13 protein-coding genes are annotated in these 17,618 nt (G+C 45.8%); 1 reads left to right on the top strand and 12 read right to left on the bottom strand.

All coding sequences use genetic code 11. The annotated features are described in order from the left end of the window. Positions 1 to 45 precede the first annotated feature (45 nt). From eno to rlmD, 5 genes are all read right to left on the bottom strand, one after another. Complete coding sequence (gene eno, locus AB4484_RS04390) at positions 46 to 1,344, bottom strand: phosphopyruvate hydratase (RefSeq protein ID WP_017059033.1); 1,299 nt, start codon at positions 1,342 to 1,344, stop codon at positions 46 to 48. A gap of 81 nt (positions 1,345 to 1,425) precedes the next feature. Then, positions 1,426 to 3,066: a CTP synthase gene (locus AB4484_RS04385; protein WP_048605791.1), complete on the bottom strand. Its 1,641-nt coding sequence runs from the start codon at positions 3,064 to 3,066 to the stop codon at positions 1,426 to 1,428. Positions 3,067 to 3,216: 150 nt separating this feature from the next. Next, positions 3,217 to 4,014 (bottom strand): nucleoside triphosphate pyrophosphohydrolase, encoded by a 798-nt coding sequence (mazG, locus tag AB4484_RS04380; RefSeq protein WP_048611394.1) that lies wholly within the window; start codon positions 4,012 to 4,014, stop codon positions 3,217 to 3,219. Positions 4,015 to 4,242: 228 nt separating this feature from the next. After that, on the bottom strand, positions 4,243 to 6,465 hold the full coding sequence (gene relA, locus AB4484_RS04375) for a GTP diphosphokinase (protein WP_050634022.1): 2,223 nt from the start codon (positions 6,463 to 6,465) through the stop codon (positions 4,243 to 4,245). 134 nt (positions 6,466 to 6,599) lie between these two features. After that, complete coding sequence (gene rlmD / locus AB4484_RS04370) at positions 6,600 to 7,919, bottom strand: 23S rRNA (uracil(1939)-C(5))-methyltransferase RlmD (protein WP_372076599.1); 1,320 nt, start codon at positions 7,917 to 7,919, stop codon at positions 6,600 to 6,602. 165 nt (positions 7,920 to 8,084) lie between these two features. Here rlmD and barA point away from each other — a divergent pair, with 165 nt between their 5' ends. Then, positions 8,085 to 10,898, top strand: coding sequence for a two-component sensor histidine kinase BarA (barA, locus tag AB4484_RS04365; RefSeq protein ID WP_372076597.1), 2,814 nt, complete (start codon positions 8,085 to 8,087; stop codon positions 10,896 to 10,898). A 125-nt stretch (positions 10,899 to 11,023) separates the two neighbouring features. On the opposite strand, the gene acpS is transcribed toward barA, so the two are convergent. From acpS to lepA, 7 genes are all read right to left on the bottom strand, one after another. Further along, complete coding sequence (gene acpS / locus AB4484_RS04360) at positions 11,024 to 11,404, bottom strand: holo-ACP synthase (protein ID WP_372076595.1); 381 nt, start codon at positions 11,402 to 11,404, stop codon at positions 11,024 to 11,026. Between the two features lie 78 nt (positions 11,405 to 11,482). Then, on the bottom strand, positions 11,483 to 12,220 hold the full coding sequence (pdxJ, locus tag AB4484_RS04355; protein ID WP_048605801.1) for a pyridoxine 5'-phosphate synthase: 738 nt from the start codon (positions 12,218 to 12,220) through the stop codon (positions 11,483 to 11,485). Continuing rightward, positions 12,217 to 12,945 (bottom strand): DNA repair protein RecO, encoded by a 729-nt coding sequence (recO, locus tag AB4484_RS04350; RefSeq protein ID WP_019826299.1) that lies wholly within the window; start codon positions 12,943 to 12,945, stop codon positions 12,217 to 12,219. Before recO ends, pdxJ begins: the two co-directional genes overlap by 4 nt. 102 nt (positions 12,946 to 13,047) lie before the next feature. Further along, a complete protein-coding gene (gene era, locus AB4484_RS04345; RefSeq protein WP_017059042.1) occupies positions 13,048 to 14,019 on the bottom strand; it encodes a GTPase Era in 972 nt (323 codons plus the stop codon). Continuing rightward, positions 14,012 to 14,689: a ribonuclease III gene (gene rnc / locus AB4484_RS04340; RefSeq protein WP_017059043.1), complete on the bottom strand. Its 678-nt coding sequence runs from the start codon at positions 14,687 to 14,689 to the stop codon at positions 14,012 to 14,014. Before rnc ends, era begins: the two co-directional genes overlap by 8 nt. 26 nt (positions 14,690 to 14,715) lie before the next feature. Continuing rightward, entirely contained in the window at positions 14,716 to 15,612 is an 897-nt protein-coding gene (gene lepB, locus AB4484_RS04335) for a signal peptidase I (RefSeq protein WP_017068697.1), read from the bottom strand. A 97-nt stretch (positions 15,613 to 15,709) separates the two neighbouring features. Continuing rightward, on the bottom strand, positions 15,710 to 17,503 hold the full coding sequence (gene lepA / locus AB4484_RS04330; protein ID WP_048615653.1) for a translation elongation factor 4: 1,794 nt from the start codon (positions 17,501 to 17,503) through the stop codon (positions 15,710 to 15,712). Positions 17,504 to 17,618 lie beyond the last annotated feature (115 nt).

Here is a 17,618-nt window from a genome sequence, read left to right as displayed (position 1 = left end):
ATAAGCGAGGCATTTAAAAAGCTTAGATTAACAATTCGCTAGGAATTATTGACCTTTAACTTCTTTAAGACCGTTGTAAGGAGCTTTAGAACCTAGAGCTTCTTCGATACGGATAAGTTGGTTGTACTTAGCAACACGGTCAGAACGGCTCATAGAACCAGTTTTGATTTGACCTGCAGCTGTACCTACCGCTAGATCAGCGATAGTTGCATCTTCAGTTTCGCCAGAACGGTGAGAGATTACTGCAGTGTAGCCAGCGTCTTTAGCCATCTTGATAGCAGCTAGAGTCTCTGTTAGAGAACCGATTTGGTTGAACTTGATAAGGATAGAGTTAGCTACGCCTTTCTCGATACCTTCAGCAAGAATCTTAGTGTTTGTAACGAACAGATCGTCACCAACGATTTGAAGCTTGTCGCCTAGAAGTTCAGTTTGGTGCTTGAAGCCATCCCAATCTGACTCGTCAAGACCGTCTTCGATAGAAACGATTGGGAAGTTGTTCGCTAGCTCAGCTAGGTAGTGGTTGAACTCTTCAGAAGTGAAAGTTTTACCTTCGCCCTTCATGTTGTAGATGCCAGCTTCTTTGTCGAAGAACTCAGATGCTGCACAGTCCATAGCAAGAGTAACATCTTTACCTAGTTCGTAACCAGCAGCTGCAACAGCTTCTGCGATAACTTCTAGAGCTTCAGCGTTAGACTTAAGGTTAGGAGCGAAACCACCTTCATCACCAACTGCAGTGCTGTAGCCTTTAGACTTAAGAACTTTAGCTAGGTTGTGGAATACTTCAGCGCCGATACGTAGACCTTCTTTAAGAGTTTTAGCGCCAACTGGTTGGATCATGAACTCTTGGATGTCAACGTTGTTATCTGCGTGCTCACCACCGTTGATGATGTTCATCATTGGTAGAGGCATAGAGAACTGACCAGCAGTACCGTTTAGCTCAGCGATGTGCTCGTATAGAGGCATGCCTTTCGCAGCAGCAGCAGCTTTTGCGTTAGCTAGAGATACAGCTAGGATAGCGTTCGCGCCGAACTTAGACTTGTTATCAGTACCGTCTAGGTCAAGCATGATTTGGTCAACGTCAGCTTGTGCTTTAGCGTCAGTACCAACTAGAGCTTCAGCGATTGGGCCGTTTACAGCTTCAATAGCTTTAAGAACACCTTTACCTAGGAAACGTGATTTGTCGCCGTCACGTAGCTCAAGAGCTTCGCGAGAACCAGTAGATGCGCCAGATGGAGCAGCAGCCATACCTACGAAACCGCCTTCTAGGTGTACTTCAGCTTCTACAGTTGGGTTACCACGTGAATCGATGATTTCACGACCTAGAACTTTAACGATCTTAGACATTGAATGTTTCCTTCTCGTTGAATATATAAATGTCAAATTTAAAGGTAGCAGCACAACTTACGCAGCTACCTGTATTCCTTTTTACTTCTCTAACTCGCCGCGCTGGAACTCGCCAGCCGCTTTAACGAAACCTGCAAACAATGGGTGACCATCGCGAGGTGTTGAAGTGAACTCTGGGTGGAATTGAGCAGCAACGAACCATGGGTGGTTCGGGTTCTCAATAACTTCAACCAGTTTCTTGTCCGCAGATAGACCCGATACTTTTAGGCCCGCTTTTTCGATTTGTGGACGAAGATTGTTGTTCACTTCGTAACGGTGACGGTGACGTTCATGGATCGTCGCGCTACCGTATAATTCGTAAGCTTTCGTCCCTTTCGCTAGGTGACAAAGCTGTGAACCAAGACGCATTGTGCCGCCAAGGTCAGATGTTTCTGTACGCTCTTCAACTTTACCTTCGCCATCAGTCCACTCAGTGATAAGACCAACAACTGGGTACTTAGTTTCAGTACAGAATTCAGAAGAGTGTGCCCCTTCCATTTTCGCAACGTTACGAGCGTACTCGATAAGTGCTACTTGCATACCTAGACAGATACCTAAGTACGGTACTTTGTTTTCACGAGCGTATTGAGCAGCAAGAATCTTACCTTCAACACCACGGTCACCAAAGCCACCAGGAACTAGGATTGCATCTAGGCCTTCTAAAACTTCTACGCCACGAGACTCAACGTCTTGTGAATCTACGTATTTAATATTAACGCTTAGGCGGTTTTTCAAGCCTGCGTGTTTTAGCGCTTCATTTACTGATTTGTATGCGTCTGGTAGTTCAATGTACTTACCAACCATACCAATCGTCACTTCACCCGTTGGGTTAGCTTCTTCGTAAATTACTTGTTCCCATTCAGACAGGTCTGCTTCTGGAGCTGTGATGCCGAAACGCTTACATACAAGTTCATCAGTGCCTTGAGCTTTAATAAGCTGAGGGATCTTGTAGATAGAGTCAACATCGCGCATAGAAATAACTGCATTTTCTTGCACATTACAGAACAGAGCAATTTTCTTACGCTCGTTCGAAGGAATGTTGCGGTCTGAACGACAAACTAAGATGTCTGGCTGAATACCAATAGACAGTAGCTCTTTTACAGAGTGTTGCGTTGGCTTAGTTTTCACTTCGCCCGCAGCTGCTAGGTATGGCACTAGAGTAAGGTGCATGAACATTGCGCGTTCACGGCCTAGTTCTACTGCTAGCTGACGAATCGCTTCCATGAATGGTAGAGATTCGATATCACCAACCGTTCCACCAACTTCAACGATCGCGATATCGTGGCCAGATGCGCCAGAAATTACACGCTCTTTGATAGAGTTAGTGATGTGTGGGATAACCTGAATAGTTGCACCTAGGTAATCACCGCGACGCTCTTTAGCGAGTACGTCTGAGTAAACACGACCTGCAGTGAAGTTGTTACGCTTAGTCATCTTGGTGCGAATGAATCGCTCATAGTGACCAAGGTCAAGGTCTGTTTCAGCGCCATCTTCCGTAACGAACACTTCACCGTGCTGAGTCGGGCTCATAGTGCCTGGATCAACGTTGATGTAAGGGTCAAGCTTCATCATAGTCACTTTAAGACCACGAGCTTCTAAAATAGCCGCAAGAGATGCTGCAGCAATACCTTTACCTAGAGAGGATACAACCCCGCCAGTAACAAAAATGTAATTTGTCGTCATGTTTAACCTGAAATTGGTTGAATGAGGGAAATGGACTACTTCTGGACGGGATGAAAATATACCAGAAGCCCCTTATCGCCACAACGTGAAATCTATCACACTGCTATTTTTTATTTTTTGCTTCAAATCAATTCATGATAAAAGCTTTGGTTATCTTTTCTCCGCCACCTTGACTTCATCCCACATGGAATCAAGCTGTTGTAGTGAAAAATCGGTCAAAATTTTATCTTGCTGACGAACTTTTTGTTCCACCCCTTTAAAGCGACGTGAGAACTTCAGATTGGCTTTATTGAGCGCCGACTCTGGATTTTTACCCAAATGTCGCACCAAATTGACCGTCGCAAACAGCAAATCACCCAACTCTTCTTCAACCAAATCTTCATTTGGCGTCACTTGGAGAGCTTCTTCCAACACCTCATCGACTTCCTCTAAAACCTTATTAGCCACTGGGCCAATAGAGTCCCAATCAAAGCCATATTTCGCTACCTGTTTTTGAATCTTTGTAGCACGTGAAAGCGCAGGTAGAGAGTTTGGTATTGAGTCTAGAATACTTTCTTGAGTTTTGCCTGCCTGAGCTTTTTCTTTGGCTTTTTCAGCTTCCCAGTTGGCATTAATTTCTTCATCGCTCGCAAACTCGGTATCAGAAAACACATGCGGATGACGGCGTGTTAGCTTCTCATTAATGCCATCGACCACATCAGAGAACTCAAACAGTCCCTGCTCTTTCGCGAGCTGGCTGTAAAAAATCACCTGAAATAGCAGGTCACCCAACTCTTCTTGTAGGTTCGGCCAATCTTTGTTGTGAATCGCGTCCACCACCTCGTAGGTTTCTTCGATAGTATGCGGCACAATTGTTTCAAAATTTTGTTTCAAATCCCAAGGACAGCCACCTTCAGGATCGCGCAGCTTAGTCATGATCTGTTCAAGTTGTTCAATCGGGTGATTCATCGTTTTCTTCCTATTCACTGTCTTTGACTTTAAATTTATAACGTCTTCTAAAACTAAAAAAGGTGAGCAGCCAAAACCACTCACCTTTGTTGATACTGTCTAATTCTCTAAATAATTGAAACTGTGGCTAGGCGACAAGCAAGCGAGACTCCTGAGCATAGCTTGCCTATGTGATTGAGCGAGTGCGCGCAGGCAACAACGCCATCAGCTTTAAGTATGACGAGAATTTTAGCCTAAGCGTTTAACACTCATGACATCTTTGATTTGCTCGACTCGGCTGGTCACGCGACTCAGAATTTCAATATTAGTCACTTCCAAATCGAAATCCATTACCGATAGCTGACGCTTGTAGTCAATACGGCTCTTCATTGTGGTCACGCTGATCTTTTCATTCGAGAACAGTGAGGTGATGTCTTTCAACAAGCCATTACGCTCTAGCGCTTCAACACGCAGCGTTAGGATGTATGAACCGACAAAGCCATTGCCCCAAACAGTATCAATGATACGTTCTGGCGCATGCACACTTAGCTCGCCCAGTTGTTCACAGTCAGCGCGGTGAACCGAAATACCACGACCTTGAGTGATGTAACCTTTAATCACATCACCTGGAATTGGCTGACAGCAACGCGCTAGGTGCGTCATTAAGTTATCAACGCCCTCAACCACTACTGCATCTTTCTTCGGACGGCTCTGTTGTGCTGGCTTGTTTTCCGACTCAAGCAGTTTCTCTAGCGCTTTCTTGTCTTCTTCTTCTGCCGTAGGCTTATTCACCAACGCATTAATGTGATTAACCACTTGGTTAATACGTAAGTCGCCACTGCCGATACCAGCATAGAGCTCATCTGGCGTGTTGACGTTAAAGCGTCTCAGAGCGTATTGGTCTGCATCTTTTAAGGTTGCACCCACTTTCGCAAGTTCCGCCTCAAGGATGTCTCGACCCGCTTCTAGGTTCTTCTCACGACTTTGCGCGCGGAACCATGCGTTGATTTTCGCGCGAGCACGACCTGAATGAACAAAACCTGTGGTTGGGTTTAACCAATCACGTGATGGGTTCGGCTCTTTCTGCGTGATGATCTCGACTTGGTCGCCCATTGATAGCTTATGGGTGAATGGGACGATACGGCCTGCCACTTTGGCACCGATACAACGGTGTCCAACCATCGAGTGGATGTGATAAGCGAAGTCCAACGGAGTTGCACCCATTGGTAAGTCGACCACATCACCACGCGGCGTAAAGGCATATACGCGATCATCGAATACTTGGCTACGAACTTCATCCAGCATCTCGCCAGAGTCCGACATCTCTTCTTGCCAATCGATAAGTTTACGCAACCAAGTGATTTTCTCGTCGTAGCCACTGCGTCCGCTTGAAGCACCTTCTTTGTACTTCCAGTGCGCAGCGACACCCAACTCAGAGTCTTCGTGCATCTGCTTGGTACGGATCTGAATCTCAATGGTCTTGCCTTCAGGGCCAAGAACCACGGTGTGAATAGACTGGTAACCATTTGGCTTAGGGTTTGCCACATAGTCATCGAATTCACTTGGTAGATGTTTGTATTTGGTGTGAACCACACCTAAGCCGGCATAGCAGTCTTGAAGCTGGTCGGCGATGATACGTACCGCACGCACGTCAAAAAGCTCATCGAAGTCCAAGCCTTTCTTCTGCATTTTACGCCAGATGCTGTAGATGTGTTTTGGTCGACCGCTGACTTCCGCATTGATGCTTGAACGATTCATTTCCGCCGTTAAGTCATCAACGAAGTCTGTGATGTATTGTTCACGTACGATGCGACGCTCAGACAGCTGTTTAGCAATCTGCTTGTAGGTGTCTGGCTGTTGGTAGCGGAATGCGTAATCTTCGATTTCCCACTTAAGCTGACCAATACCCAAACGGTTAGCAAGCGGCGCGTAGATGTTAGAACACTCTTTTGCTGCTGCGCGACGCACAGCATCAGGCGCTTTTTTCACCTCAATAAGGTTACAGATTCGTTCAGCGAGTTTGATGACTACGCAGCGGAAGTCGTCGACCATCGCCAGTAGCATGCGGCGAACGTTATCAACTTGACCCGAGGCAGCACTGCCTTCAAGAGTCACGTTTAACTGGCCTAAAGCCGCCATTTCTTCAACGCCATCGATCAACTTTACGGTTTCTTTACCGTAGCTTTCTTCAAACGCTTCGCGCTCAAAAACGCCGCTTGAGACGACGGGGAAAAGTTGCGCTGCAATTAAAGTGGCACGGTCCATAGACAGCGTAACCAAGATTTCGATCATCTCGCGGCCACGCCAAAGCAAGAGCGATGCTTGCTCGTGATCTTTTAAAAGTTCTTCACAGTGACGATAAACTTTAATCAGTTTATTCGAGGTTTTTGCGTCTTGATTCAATGACGCAATCCAACTTTCTAGCTCAAACTGTTCGCTTGGGTTTAAATGTGCGCTTCGTACCGCAACCATCATGCCTTCCTAGTTATTATGTTTTATACCCAATTCAATATGACTAACTGGTTCCAAGTTAGTTCGACCATATTGATATCAGCGCAGGCTTCCCTGCGCCTTTGTGATTCATTTGAAGCCTTGTTTAAGGGCCTCTAAGCCTTGATAAAGAGAGCCATCGATTCTAGATGACTGGTGTGTGGGAACATGTCCAACATACCCAGTTTGGCTAATTGATAGCCTTGTTTTTCTAAGCTCTCAGAATCTCTAGCTAGAGTAGCAGGATTACACGAAACATAAACCACACGCTTCGCTCCTAACGCTGAAATTTGATCAACGATCCCACTCGCTCCCGCACGTGCCGGGTCAAGCAATACTTTATCGAATTTCTCTTTTGCCCAAGGCTGTGAAGATAAGTCTTCTTCAAGGTTAGCTTGGTAAAATTCTGTATTGCTTAACTGGTTTAACGCTGCGTTAGATGTGGCTTGCTGAACCATTTCATCAACGCCTTCCACACCAACCACAAACGCCGATTGTTGCGCGATAGGTAAACTGAAGTTACCTAGGCCACAAAATAGGTCGAGCACTCGCTCATCCGCTTGAGGCTCTAGCCACTTAATAGCTTGAGCCACCATCTGCTGATTCACTTTCTGGTTTACTTGGATAAAGTGGTTTGGTTCAAAAGGTAACGTCACGCCAGTTTCGCTATAAGAAGGTGCATCGCCGACTAAGCGAACCAACTTATCGGCTTCAGGCATCGAATACAGCGTAGCGCCTTCTTCTTTTGCTAACGCAATCAGCGCTTGCTCATCTTTTTCAACCAAAGGCTTAAGGTGACGTAGCACCATTACAGGGCCAGTATCGCCCAACACCAATTCAACGTGTCCTAAAGACGTAAGGTTGTTGAAAGTGTTCAGTAAATTTTTCAGTTTTGACAGCAATACATTGAGGCGAGGATCAAGCACGGCACAGTCGGTGATATTTTCAATCTGCTTACTCTGCTTCTTGCGGAAACCGAATTGAAGCTGCTGTGTCTTTTTGTCAACAAATAGGCTAATACGTGCGCGACGTCGATAACCGGTTTCATCACCGACAATAGGTTGTGCAACTTCAGTGTTAGCTGTTTGGTATTGGCTCATCAGGTGGGTCAGAGATTGCGATTTATGCTCAACCTGAGAAGAGTAACCAAGGTGTTGGAGGTGACAGCCACCACACTGATTAAAGTGCTTACAAAACGGCTTTAAACGCTGCTCGCTCGGCTTCAATAACTTGATGAGCTTAGCTCGCGAAAACTTACTTTTGCTCTCAGTCAGTTGAATAACCACCTGCTCACCGGGCAATGCGCCATCAATGAAAACCGGTTTATTCTTTTGATAAGCGATGCCAGCGCCATTGTGATCCATTCGTTCAACCAAAACCGATTGATGCTTGGTCTCGAGTTGAGTTTTCTTTTTTGGTTGGAAAAAACGTGCCATTGCTTGTGCCTAATGTATCTTTTAATAAGTAATTGGTATCCAGGACTCACTATTCTGTCTTGGAATCATTGTCGAACGTCACGGCTTTGATTAAGCTTACCGTTCACTTAACCGCCATTGTGTGCGTTATTTTCCCATATCCAGACCTCGATGTAATTAAAGAACATGACCAGATATGGCTTAAGAGCCCGTGTAATTACCTTAACTCTAGCTCCAACCCTGATTATTGGGTTGCTATTGAGTGCATTTTTCTCATTTAACCGCTATCAAGACCTTGAGGGTCAGGTGGTTAACACTGGTACTAGCATCATTGAACCACTTGCGATTGCGAGTGAATCAGGCATGAAGCTCGAAAGTCGAGAGTCTGTTCGTCAGCTTATTAGCTATGCGCATCGAAAGAATTCTAAGCTGGTGCGCAGTATCGCGGTGTTTGATGAACGTCATGAGTTGTTTGTAACCTCAAACTTCCACCCCGATTTTGAAAGCCTAACCTACCCCAAAGATAAACCGATCCCGCATTTAAGCTCATCGAATCTGCTCGATAACACGCTGATCCTGCGGACACCTATCATCGCCGAAGGCCAGTACATCAACTCAGCCAACGGTCAGTCTCAAGCCAACCAAGCGATCGGCTACATTGCGATTGAATTAGATCTTTCATCACTTCGATTGCAGCAATATCAAGAAGTGTTCTCTGCATTCTTAGTGTTGATTCTCGGGCTTGGTTTATCGGGCGTGTTTGCGTTCCGCTTAATGCACGACGTAACCCAACCGATCACGCACATGAAAAACATGGTCGACCGCATTCGTCGTGGTCACCTAGATGTACGTATCGAAGGTAAGATGCATGGTGAGCTAGACTCACTGAAAAACGGTATCAATGCGATGGCGGTATCGCTATCAGAATATCACGTCGAGATGCAGCACAGTATCGACCAAGCCACATCAGACTTGCGTGAAACCCTTGAGCAACTAGAGATTCAAAACGTTGAGTTAGACATTGCGAAAAAACGCGCTCAAGAAGCGGCTCGTGTTAAATCTGAATTCTTAGCGAATATGTCTCACGAACTGAGAACGCCTCTGAACGGTGTGATTGGCTTTACTCGTCAGATGCTCAAGACTCATCTATCGAACAGTCAAACCGATTATCTGCAAACTATTGAACGTTCGGCAAATAATCTGCTTAGCATCATCAACGATATCTTGGACTTCTCGAAACTTGAAGCCGGTAAGTTAGCGCTAGAAAACATTCCATTTGAATTCCAAGCCAGCCTTGAAGAGGTAGTAAACCTTCAAGCAACCAACGCTCATGAGAAAGGCCTAGAGCTGACACTGAAGATCGATCCTAAAGTACCGCCAGGCGTGGTGGGTGATCCACTGCGTATTCAACAGATCCTGACTAACCTAGTCGGTAACTCAATCAAGTTTACCGAGCGCGGTAACATTGATATCAGCGTTGAGCTGCGTTCACAAAGCGAAGACAACATCGAGCTGCAATTCATGGTTCGCGATACGGGTATTGGTATTTCGGAGCGTCAACAAGCCCAGCTTTTCCAAGCATTCAGTCAAGCCGATGCAAGTATCTCTCGTCGTTATGGTGGTACAGGCTTAGGTCTGGTTATCACCCAAAAACTGGTCAGCCAAATGGGCGGAGAGATCAGCCTAACCAGTCGTCTGCACCAAGGTTCCACCTTCTGGTTCACCTTGAGACTATCAACGACTGACATGCCTATGACTGAGCTGATTGAGACGCAATGTCTGCAAGACAAACAACTGCTGCTTATCGAGCCAAACATGCAAGCGGCATCGATTACTCAGCAAATCCTAACTCAAGAAGGCTTAGTGGTAACGTATCGTTCGGTGATGCCAGACGAGACCACCTCGTATGACTACGTTCTGCTGAACCTCGCCGCCAACCAAGAATATCAATTTGATACTGTAAGTGGTTGGGCGATCGGTGCGAAGAAGATTGCTCAAAACGTGATTATTGGTACACCAAGTACCGAGCTAGCGTTAGGTGAGCAACTAATGAAAGAGGTCGATGTTCAGTGCATCACTAAACCTCTTTCTCGTAAGAAATTACTGCAAACTCTGGTATCGAATCAGGCACCAACCTTGATTGCACCAGCGATTGAAACACATTCAGAAGAGAAGCTTCCGCTTACGGTATTGGCGGTCGACGACAACCCAGCCAACCTAAAACTGATCACCGCACTGCTCAAAGAGCGAGTAGAAACCGTCATCAGTTGTACCAGTGGTCAGCAGGCGATAGACAAAGCGACAGAGACGCCATTTGATATCGTCTTCATGGATATTCAAATGCCACAGATGGACGGTGTGACCGCTTGTCAGAACATCAAAAAACTGGCGAACAATGCGAATACACCTGTAATTGCCGTGACCGCACATGCCATGATTGGCGAACGAGACCGACTGCTTGAAGCAGGCATGGATGACTACCTAACCAAACCTATTGAAGAGCATGTTTTACAGCAGGTTCTGATTCATTGGAGCCCGACCTCTGAGGTTGAGCACATCGAAAAAATAGATCCAGACCACCCAGCGGTCTCTGCTGAAGTCGACAATAGTCCAGTGTCAGAAACTGAAGCCAGCGTGCACACAAACATCATCATTGATTGGCAAGCGGCGATGAAACAAGCCGCCAATAAAGAAGACCTCGCACGCGATATGCTGCAAATGCTCGTAGACTTTATTCCAGAGGTGTATGAGGCAGCAGACAAAGCGATAGAAGACAGTGACTGCCCAGTTGAAGAGCTGATACACATCATCCACAAGATGCATGGCAGCAGCTCGTACAGCGGCGTACCAAGACTAAAATCGGTATGTGCGACGATAGAGAAAGAGCTGCGTTCAGGCACGTCTGTTGAAGACATTGAACCGGAGCTTTTCGAGCTTCAGGATGAATTAGATAAGGTTCAAGCAACCGCGATTCATTACTTGAAACCGGTGAAGACTTAGCGGGTACTTGTTACTCACCAATATTCATTCGACGGTTTACCCGCCAATAAAAAAGCAGAGCTCATGAGCTCTGCTTTTTTCTGTCTAGAGCCAAGAGCACTAGATATAAAGTAGCGATAATCTGTTTACGATTCGAGTAACACCGTTGCCACTGCGTAGTGACGCTCATCCGAGATAGTCAAATGAATCGATGTTGTGCCATTCGCCTCTGCGATTTCACGCGCTTTTTTATGCAGGCTCAGAACTGGCTTGCCGTGCTCATCGTTTGAAATCTCAAAGTCGTGAAAGGTCACACCCAGCGCGATACCCGTGCCTAACGCCTTAGATGCCGCTTCTTTGGCAGCAAAACGTTTTGCAAGGTAACGCCCTTTTTGCTTGAGTTGCTGGAATACTTCAAATTCAGAATCGGTCAAAATACGCTGAGCAAAAGCGTCACCACTTCGTGACAACGCCTTTTCAATACGTTCAATTTCTGCGATATCTGTACCTAATCCAACAACAGCCATGCTTACCCTACTACTAAACTTCTATCTATTAATTCTACTAATTCGTCGCTTACGACTTAACGCTTACTGTTTAGGAAATTAAGCGTTGTTGCGTGCTGTTTCCATCACGGCTTTCATGTCTGCAACGGCTTTGTTCAAACCATCAAACACTGCACGTCCCATGATCGAGTGACCGATGTTCAGCTCGTAGATCTCAGGAAGAGCCGCAATCGGTGCAACGTTGTGGTAAGTCAGACCATGACCCGCATTGACTGTGATACCAAGATCGTCCGCGTAGCTTGCGCCTGCAGCGATCTTTTTCAGCTCGTCTTGTTGGTCTTCCTCTGTTTTAGCATCGGCGTAATGACCAGTGTGCAGTTCAATGAACGGTGCGCCACACGCTTTTGCTGCGTCGATTTGCTCACGGTCAGCATCGATAAATAGAGACACCTTAATGCCAGCAGCAGACAGTTTTTCCGTCGCAGCTTTGATCTTTTCAAGTTGACCAACCACGTCCAAGCCACCTTCAGTGGTTAGCTCTTCACGCTTCTCTGGAACCAGACAAACAAACTCAGGATTAGTATCGAGGGCAATTTGAACCATCTCGTCCGTTACTGCCATCTCCAAATTCATACGAGTTTGAAGTGTTTCAGCCAGAATACGTACATCACGGTCAACGATATGACGACGGTCTTCACGCAGGTGAACAGTAATGCCGTCAGCACCCGCACGTTCAGCAATTTCAGCTGCGTGTACTGGATCTGGGTATTTAGTACCACGTGCATTACGTAGTGTTGCAATATGGTCGATATTAACGCCTAAAAGGATTGAGCTCATTTTCCAATACTCCGTGCTCTAGAGAGGGCTATTGTTGGCATAAATAGCTCTCTACTTTTTAATGGTTTGCCGCCAAGATACGGCTTTAAGGCTATGCGTGTAAAGCGTTTTGCCGCTTTTAACTGCTCTTTAGTGATAAACCTACGTTCACTGATTGCGATAAGTTCATCGCCCATAAAAGTCAGGTTGTCTCGACGCACCGAAGCGATGAAACCTTTCTGCTCTCGATAGCGATAAGTCATGCTCGGATCGATCGCTTCGCCAGTGCCCGCGCAGTGTAAAAAGTCGACGCCATAACCCATAGCGGATAATAGAGCCAGCTCAAAGCGACGCAGTGCTGGCTCAGGGTTATCATTATGCGCCAGCTCTGTTAAAGCATGAAGATAGTCGTGAAAAAGCGCAGGCATCGGTACTTCTGCCATCAATACGCGACCGATAAGCTCGTTCACGTACATGCCTGAATACAGATTAATACCGGCGAGAGGAAGCCCCAAGCTAATCGGTTCAGCTTGGCGTAAGGTTTTCATCGAACCATTACCAGACCACTTAAGCAGTAGCGGCGTAAAAGGTTGTAATGCACCTTTCAAATTGGAACGCTTGCTGCGAGCGCCTTTAGACATCAACGTCACCCGACCGAACTCTTCGCTGAAGACGTCCAAGATCAGGCTCGACTCACTGTATGGTCGACGGTGCAACACAAAGCATCGCTGTAACCCTTCGCTCAATCACTTACCCTTATTACAGATACAAAAAGAGAGAGTTCGCACTCTCTCTTGGATTTATCTTCAGTTCAACTTTCTTAATCTCAGAAAGTGACGTTCAATATATTATAGATCGTCGATGTAGCCTAACGAGCGAAGTGCACGCTCATCATCAGCCCAGCCAGATTTAACCTTGACCCAAGTCTCTAGGTAAACCTTACGGCCGAATAGCTCTTCCATATCGATACGCGCTTCACGACCAATCGTTTTGATCTTCTCGCCCGCTTTACCAATCACCATTTTCTTCTGACCTGTACGCTCAACAAGAATCAGTGCATTGATGTGGAAGCCATCGTTATCTGGGTTGTAATCGAAACGTTCGATTTCAACCGTTACCGAGTAAGGTAGCTCATCACCTGTAAAGCGCATCAGCTTTTCACGGATAATTTCAGAGGCCATAAAACGTTGCGAGCGATCAGTCACGTATTCTTCAGGGAAGTGGTGTGTCGCTTTAGGTAAATGTTCACGTACGTGCTTACGCAGTACATCAATGTTTTTACCTTGCTTCGCTGAGATTGGCACTACATCAATGAAGTCCATCTTCTTAGAGACTTCCATCATGTGCTGCATCACGTTAGTACGGTCTTGAACGTTATCTACTTTGTTGATGCAAAGTACAACTGGGAAGTCAGTCTTCTTCAGTTTGTTCAGAACCATCTCATCGTCGTCAGTCCAGTGAGTACCATCGACAAGGAAGAATACTAGGTTCACATCACTCAGTGAGCTGTTCGCCGCACGGTTCATCAAGCGGTTGATGGCACGCTTTTCTTCAATATGAAGTCCAGGAGTATCAACAAAGATCGCTTGGTAATCACCCTCAGTTTCAACACCCATAATACGGTGACGTGTCGTCTGTGGTTTACGTGATGTAATAGAAATCTTCTGACCCAGAATATGGTTCAGAAGCGTCGACTTACCTACGTTTGGGCGACCGACAATAGCGATGAAGCCACAGTGTTGGTTTTCCGGTAGGCCTGTTTTTTTGCTATCAGATGAAAAGAATGCATCGATATCGAAATCTTGGTTGTTATCAGACATTGCTTAATTGCTCTAATGCTGTTTCAGCAGCCGCTTGTTCTGCCTTGCGGCGGCTAGTGCCTTTACCGATAACAGGTTTATCCACACCTGCCACTTCACACTCAACCGTAAACTCTTGGTTGTGTGCTTCACCTTTAATATTAGTCACTGTGTAGACAGGTAGAGGATTTCTTCGACCTTGCAAAAACTCTTGTAGGCGAGTTTTCGGATCTTTTTGAGATACTCCAGGCTGAATAGCATCTAGGCGAGATTGGTACCAGCTTAAAATAATGCCGCGAACCGTCTCGGTATCACTATCTAAATAGACAGCGCCGATGATCGCTTCAACCGCATCCGCTAGAATAGAATCACGACGGAAACCGCCACTCTTCAACTCACCTGGACCTAATTTTAAGTAATCTCCTAGTTCGAATTCACGACCTAGTTCTGCCAATGTATGACCACGTACTAATGTTGCGCGCATGCGGCTCATATCACCTTCGTTTACCTTAGGAAAACGGTGGTAAAGATCATCAGCGATAACAAAACTTAAAATTGAATCGCCCAGAAACTCAAGACGTTCGTTATGTTTACCTGCGGCGCTGCGGTGAGTCAGCGCCAAGTGGATAAGATCGGCATCATTAAACTGATAGCCAATCTTTCTCTCTAGTTTATCAATTGGAGAATTCATGCTCTCTCGATGTGTTATGTGATCGATTAATGAATCCCACCGATGCGATTAAAACGCACACCAGTAGGAATCCATGTTGGAAGTACACTGTCTGAACCGCGTTCAAACTCGAAGCTGATCCAAATAGCAACGGCCTTACCAACAAGGTTTGCTTCAGGGACAAAGCCCCAGTAACGGCTATCGGCACTGTTGTCACGGTTATCACCCATCACAAAGTACTGGCCTTCTGGAACGACCCATTCGTTAACACCATTGCGAGGCTGATATGCTTGCACACGATCACGGCGTAATGGGTTAACTAAAATCTGGTGCTCTACGTCTCCAAGCTGTTCGTTCAGCTGAATCAGAGGCACACCATCTTGAATAAATTGGCTCTCTTCAACATTACTTAGTTTCACTGGTTCACAGCTACTTGTACCCTTCGCCTGAATACAGATTTCTTTACGACTGCTGTAGCGAATCGTGTCACCAGGCATACCAACAACACGCTTAATGTAGTCGATGTTTGGCTGAGGTGGGTACTTAAATACGATTGAATCACCGCGTTCTGGCTTGCCTGTTTCTACCAATTGAGTGCGCCATACTGGGTCTTTTAGACCGTACGCGTACTTCTCTACCAAGATGAAATCACCAACCAAAAGGGTTGGCATCATCGAGCCAGAAGGGATTTGAAACGGTTCATAAATAAATGAACGCAGAACCAAAACAAATGCAATTACCGGGAAAATGGACACACTGTTCTCAACCCACCAAGGCTGAGCCGTAACTTTTGCGCTGGTTTCAGCGTCTAGGCCATTCGATTGTGCTTCAACGTCAGCAAGTTTTTGCTGGCGCTTCTTCGCCCACACAAACTTTTCCAACGCCCATACAATGCCGGTCACTAGAGTTACGATCACTAAGATAAGCGAAAATGTATTAGCCATTGATATCCCTTAAATTTCATTTCTTTAAAAATAACGAAAGTGAAAGAATAGCGAGCTACTCTTCCACTTTCAATTATTCGTTTAATGCTGGATAAAGTTAGTCTTTACCAACATGAAGAATTGCTAAGAATGCTTCTTGAGGCAGTTCAACGTTACCGATCTGCTTCATACGCTTCTTACCTTCTTTTTGTTTCTTAAGAAGTTTCTTCTTACGACTGATATCACCACCGTAACATTTTGCGATTACGTTCTTACGCAGTTGTTTCACTGTAGAACGAGCAATGATGTGGTTACCAATCGCTGCTTGAATCGCGATATCGAACATCTGACGAGGGATGAATTCTTTCATCTTCTCTACCAGTAGACGACCACGAGACTGAGCAATATCTTTGTGCGTAATGATCGCTAGTGCATCAACCGTTTCGCCATTCAGCAATACGTCTACACGTACCATGTTTGATGGCTCGTAACGTTGGAAGTTGTAATCCAATGATGCATAGCCGCGAGACGTTGACTTCAGACGGTCAAAGAAGTCTAGAACAACTTCTGCCATAGGAAGGTCATACGTCACAGCAACTTGGTTACCGTGGTAAACCATGTCGACTTGCACGCCACGCTTCTCAACACACAGTGTGATTACGTTACCTAGGTAATCCGAAGGTACCAGAATATTACAGCGTGCAATTGGCTCACGAATTTCTTCTAGGTCATTAACCGCTGGCAGTTTAGCCGGGCTATCAACGTAAAGAACCGTTTTATCTGTTTTTACAACTTCATACACTACTGTTGGAGCTGTTGTGATTAGGTCTAGGTCGTATTCACGCTCTAGACGCTCTTGGATGATCTCCATGTGAAGCATTCCTAAGAAGCCACAACGGAAACCAAAACCAAGTGCTGCTGAACTTTCTGGTTCAAAGAACAGTGATGCATCGTTCAGGCTTAGTTTGCCTAACGCATCACGGAAGTTTTCGTAGTCATCAGATGAAACAGGGAATAGACCAGCGTATACCTGAGGCTTCACTTTTTGGAAACCAGGTAGACGTTCAGTGCTGCCGCCTTTTGCAAGCGTCAACGTATCACCAACTGGTGCACCTAGGATGTCTTTAATACCACAAACAACCCAACCTACTTCGCCAGTATTTAGCTCTGTAGTATCGATTTGCTTAGGCGTGAAGATACCTAAACGGTCAACACCCCATACTTGGTCTGTCGACATTACTCGAATCTTGTCGTTCTTCTTCAGCTTACCGTTTTTAATACGAACCAAAGAAACTACGCCAAGGTAGTTATCGAACCAAGAGTCAATGATCAACGCTTGTAGAGGCGCTTCAGGATCACCTTCCGGTGGCGGGATTGCCGTCACGATGTTTTCTAGAACATCATCAACACCCAAACCTGTTTTCGCAGAACAGCGAGTAGCTTCCATCGCATCGATGCCAACGATCTCTTCGATTTCTTCAGCAACACGTTCTGGTTCAGCTGCAGGTAAGTCAATCTTGTTCAAGATTGGCACTACTTCCAGTTCCATTTCGATTGCTGTGTAACAGTTTGCTAGAGTTTGTGCTTCAACACCTTGGCCAGCATCCACTACAAGTAGTGCGCCTTCACAAGCCGCCAGAGAACGAGATACTTCGTAAGAGAAGTCTACGTGTCCAGGAGTGTCGATAAAGTTAAGTTGGTAAGTTTCACCATCTTTAGCTTTGTAATCTAAAGTCACACTCTGCGCTTTAATTGTAATACCACGCTCGCGTTCTATATCCATAGAATCGAGGACTTGAGCTGCCATCTCACGTTCACTTAATCCTCCACAAACTTGGATTAAGCGGTCAGAAAGGGTCGACTTACCGTGGTCGATGTGGGCGATAATCGAAAAATTACGAATGTGCTTCATAGGCTTGGTGTGACTAAACTCTTTGAATAGGGATAATAAGAAAGCCGCGACGCGTCCAATCTACAGTCAGCATTGGTGGCGGCATTTCAATCAAGTTGGCAGATTCTACCCAATT

Source organism: Vibrio sp. 10N.261.46.A3 (genome assembly GCF_041472995.1).
GTDB lineage: Bacteria > Pseudomonadota > Gammaproteobacteria > Enterobacterales > Vibrionaceae > Vibrio > Vibrio coralliirubri.
This window is presented reverse-complemented; position numbering and strand designations above follow the sequence as displayed.

Coding starts and splice junctions, on each gene's coding strand:
- eno (WP_017059033.1), bottom strand. CDS start 1,344: ATGTCTAAGATCGTTAAAGTTCTAGGTCGTGAAATCATCGATTCACGT.
- AB4484_RS04385 (WP_048605791.1), bottom strand. CDS start 3,066: ATGACGACAAATTACATTTTTGTTACTGGCGGGGTTGTATCCTCTCTA.
- mazG (WP_048611394.1), bottom strand. CDS start 4,014: ATGAATCACCCGATTGAACAACTTGAACAGATCATGACTAAGCTGCGC.
- relA (WP_050634022.1), bottom strand. CDS start 6,465: ATGGTTGCGGTACGAAGCGCACATTTAAACCCAAGCGAACAGTTTGAG.
- rlmD (WP_372076599.1), bottom strand. CDS start 7,919: ATGGCACGTTTTTTCCAACCAAAAAAGAAAACTCAACTCGAGACCAAG.
- barA (WP_372076597.1), top strand. CDS start 8,085: ATGACCAGATATGGCTTAAGAGCCCGTGTAATTACCTTAACTCTAGCT.
- acpS (WP_372076595.1), bottom strand. CDS start 11,404: ATGGCTGTTGTTGGATTAGGTACAGATATCGCAGAAATTGAACGTATT.
- pdxJ (WP_048605801.1), bottom strand. CDS start 12,220: ATGAGCTCAATCCTTTTAGGCGTTAATATCGACCATATTGCAACACTA.
- era (WP_017059042.1), bottom strand. CDS start 14,019: ATGTCTGATAACAACCAAGATTTCGATATCGATGCATTCTTTTCATCT.
- rnc (WP_017059043.1), bottom strand. CDS start 14,689: ATGAATTCTCCAATTGATAAACTAGAGAGAAAGATTGGCTATCAGTTT.
- lepB (WP_017068697.1), bottom strand. CDS start 15,612: ATGGCTAATACATTTTCGCTTATCTTAGTGATCGTAACTCTAGTGACC.
- lepA (WP_048615653.1), bottom strand. CDS start 17,503: ATGAAGCACATTCGTAATTTTTCGATTATCGCCCACATCGACCACGGT.